General features: G+C 67.1%; 4 protein-coding genes and 1 pseudogene. All 5 read left to right on the forward strand.

Annotation, left to right across the window (positions count from 1 at the left end; all coding sequences use genetic code 11):
* A partial coding sequence (locus VNL12_RS20510; RefSeq protein ID WP_325597213.1) for a phage minor head protein occupies window positions 1-778 on the forward strand: 778 nt, incomplete at its 5' end.
* 809 nt (window positions 779-1587) lie between these two features.
* Window positions 1588-1875 (forward strand): hypothetical protein, encoded by a 288-nt coding sequence (locus VNL12_RS20515; RefSeq protein ID WP_325597215.1) that lies wholly within the window; start codon window positions 1588-1590, stop codon window positions 1873-1875.
* A gap of 110 nt (window positions 1876-1985) precedes the next feature.
* Entirely contained in the window at window positions 1986-2273 is a 288-nt protein-coding gene (locus VNL12_RS20520; protein WP_325597217.1) for a hypothetical protein, read from the forward strand.
* A gap of 161 nt (window positions 2274-2434) precedes the next feature.
* The gene (locus tag VNL12_RS20525) at window positions 2435-3088 is read left to right on the forward strand and encodes a hypothetical protein (RefSeq protein WP_325597219.1); all 654 of its coding nucleotides are present in this window, start codon (window positions 2435-2437) and stop codon (window positions 3086-3088) included.
* A 39-nt stretch (window positions 3089-3127) separates the two neighbouring features.
* Window positions 3128-3469 (forward strand): annotated as a pseudogene (locus VNL12_RS20530) (hypothetical protein); the annotation flags it as partial.

Below are 3469 nucleotides of genomic sequence, written 5' to 3' on the forward strand. Positions count from 1 at the left end.
CATCGTCGCGGCCCAGCAAGCGGCCGTGAGCGAGGGTGTGGCGTCATCGCGACCCCAAGGCGTGCCGGCGTGGCGGCCACCTGCGCCGCAGGACGTGGCTGACCTGGCCGGATCCGTCCGAGGCGGGGAGGCGGTGACCGCATGGCTGGCGGGGACGCTGTTGCCGGTCGCCGACGTCCTCGCGTCGCTGCTCGATCTGCCGGACGCGGTGGCGGGCATCGCGTCGGCACTGGGCGGGGCGGGGGCGCGGGCACTGATGGGCAGCCGGACGGCGGTCCACGACGCGGGGCGTAGCGCGACGCTGGCGACGTACCGCGCGCAGCCGCCGGGAACCATTACCGGGTGGCGGTGGGTGGCGACGCTGGACGATGCGACCTGCCTCGGGTGCGTGTCGTTACATGGCACCGTGTTCAGCCTCGCCGACGGCTTTCAGGAGGCGCACCACGGGTGTCGTTGTGAAAGCGTCCCCGAAGTCACCGGCCAGTCCGACATCAACGACACGGGCGACGACTGGCTGGCTGAGCAGATCGCGGCCGGCGATCTCCGCAACATCCCGCCAACGGCCCGCGACGACGTGGTCAACGGTCGGCTGGAGTTGAGGGACTTCCTGCTGCGGGAGCCGGATCAGGGATTCGGCTCGTCGTATCGCGAGGCCCCGTTGTGGATGGCTCGTGCCAGGGCGGCGCGTGAGGGACGCTCCACCGGCCCGTCGACGCTGCCGTACCCGAGGACCGGGCGATCGACAACCATCCCGCCGGATCCGAGGAGGACTCCGTGAGCGCGACGGCGGAGCGGACGCGGGTTGAACCACCGCCCACGGGCGAGCGGTTGTCGGACGTTGAGTACCTGGTCTACGCGCTGGTCCAGTCGTTCAAGACCTTTATCTCTTTAGCCTCTAAAAGGTGGCCACAAATACGATAGATCGAAGCCACATCGGCTATAATTGGAGATGCCGGGCGGTGCTGCAAACACCCCCGGCGCGGCACCCACCGACCTGTCTAGGAGGTCAGCAGCATGCCCCCAAAGTCTATCCAATTCACCTGCAAGGCGTGCAGCATCACGTTTCATCACTCTGAGGCATTTGTCCTCACACGGGCGAAGGCAAACAGCCGCATCGTCTATTGCTCAAACCCCTGCAAGCGATCTGACCAGAGAGCATCAGCGTTTGCCGAGTTGGAGTGCGAGTACTGCCATGACCGATTCGTTCGTCGGATTCCTGAGATTCGACGCAAAGCGAGGTCTGGCCAGGGTGTCTTCTGTTCATCGACGTGTCGAGCGCACGGCATTCGGCTAAAGACGTTCGAGTCGTTCGTGTGCGTCACCTGTGGCTCAACATTCGAACGCCCAGTACATCGTGGCTCGGATCGAACAGGACGGGATGGCCTGTATTGCTCGCATGCGTGTCGTAAGACTTCCACCCTCGTGCCCTGTCGAACTTGTGGGAACGACGTACTGCGCTCTCCAAGTAGGCTTATGGCGCACCCTCGCGTGTATTGCTCGCATCGCTGCCGGGCTGCCGGGGCGCATGAATGGGATGCGGGGCCTCGCAAGTATCGACAGGGCTTTCGTGCCGATCTTGGCCACTCCGTGCGCTCGTCGTGGGAAGCGAACGTCTGTCGCGCCCTGTTGGCGATGGGGCTGACTTACGAGTACGAACCCCGAACGTTTCGCATGGGCGATACTCACTACACGCCCGACTTGCTAGTCGACGGGCGGTACTGGGTGGAAGTAAAAGGCTGGTTGACCGAAGTCGCCGCCGCCAAGATGGCCGCATTCCGGGAGTCGTTCCCCGCCGAAAAGCTAGTCGTAGTCGATAAGATGATCTACGGTCAGATGGCGAGGGAATGGTCGGGGCGCATCCCGGCGTGGGAATGAGGGCTGGCCGGCAAGCGGTGGCCCCACGTTCGCTAAGACCACGGCCCTGAGTTGGTGAGAGAATGGGTTGATCGATTCCCTGACTGGGAGTGCGCGCTGGCGGGGCAACGATGGCCGCAACCGAAGTGATCACGATCGCTACCGGCACCATCGAATACGACCGTGCCACGGCGATGTCGCTCGTCGCAGACGAGGACATCGTGGCTGGCGACGAGGTGATCCTCGATCCGGTCACCATGCGGGCCAGGCGTCGTCGTCCTGGCGATGACCGTTTCGGGCTGGCGCTGCATCCTGCGAGGCTTGGCGGCGCGGTGACCGTTGCGAGAGAGTGGAGCATGACCGTCGACCGTTGGCATCCGTACGCCACCGATGACGCTGTCGGCGACATGGTAGAGTAGACACAACTCGATAGGGCTGCTGAGGCGGCCAGGCGAATCTCGCGGCGAAAGCTGCCGGTTCACCTGGCCGCCTCTTTTGTTGCCCGTCACCGCCCGGCCGGGGCGCATCACCGGCCGCCTCGGGGTCGCCGTCCCCGCACCAACGGCGGGGGAGCTTGCGAATGTTCGTCCGATGGCTGATCGACACCTACCCGATGTTCCAGTCCGATGCCGGAGACGGTGGCGGTGGAGCGGGCGGAGCGGGTGACGGCAAGCAGGGCGAGACGCCCAAGCTCCCAGCAACCCAGGCCGAGCTCGACGCGCTGATGGCGAACGCCCGACGCAGCATCGAGACCGACCTCGACAAGCGGGCCAAGCGGCTCGCCGATGAGGAGGTCACCCGTCGCGAGGACGCGGCCAAGACCGAGCGGGAGCGCAAGGCGGCCGAGGATCGCGGCGAGTTCGACAAGGTCCGCACTGGGCTCGAGCGCGAGCGCGACACCCACAAGGCCGACGCCGACGCCCTGAAGGCCGAGCGGGACCGCGCAATCGAGGTCCTCTCCAAGCAGATCGAGAGCCGCCGCGACGCCCTGCCGGACGAGGTCAAGGCCACGTTCCCCGCAGACGCCGCGCCCCTGGCCCAGATCGAGTGGCTCGACAGCCCCGCGATCCAGGGATGGGTGAAGGCGCTCGGGGCGCAGACCGACACCTACCGCGACGCCCTCCGGGGCGCGGCGGGGGTGATCCCCCAGTCCCGTGGCGACATGACCGACGCCCAGCGCGTCGCCCAGGAGCGGCAGCAGCTCGTCGCCAGCGGGCGCGTACCGAAGTTCTAACCCGGGGTCATCTGGCCCTGACACGAAAGGCAGGGCCGTATGGCCGCAGTCGCGAAGTCCGGGACGCCATCCCTCTCCACTACCCACCCATCCTCCGAGAGCCTCCGCACCGGCAAGCGCGCCGGCGTGGCCATCGCGGCCGGGGACGCCTGCTACATCAGCGGCACGACCGTCCTGCTCGCGACCGGCGCCGCGGCCAACGCCGCCGCCGTCGTCCACGGGTTCGCGGCCACCAGCGCCGCGATCAACGACGCGGTCACGCTCATCGCCAACCGGGCCATGATGCATTACGGGGCTGCGCTCACCCCCGGCGCCGACTACTTCCTCTCCGGCACCGTGCCGGGCGGGCTCGACACCGTGGCCTCCATCGGGGGCACGGCC

Origin of the sequence: Iamia sp. (assembly GCF_035575815.1) — a bacterium.
In the GTDB taxonomy this organism is placed as follows: domain Bacteria; phylum Actinomycetota; class Acidimicrobiia; order Acidimicrobiales; family Iamiaceae; genus Iamia.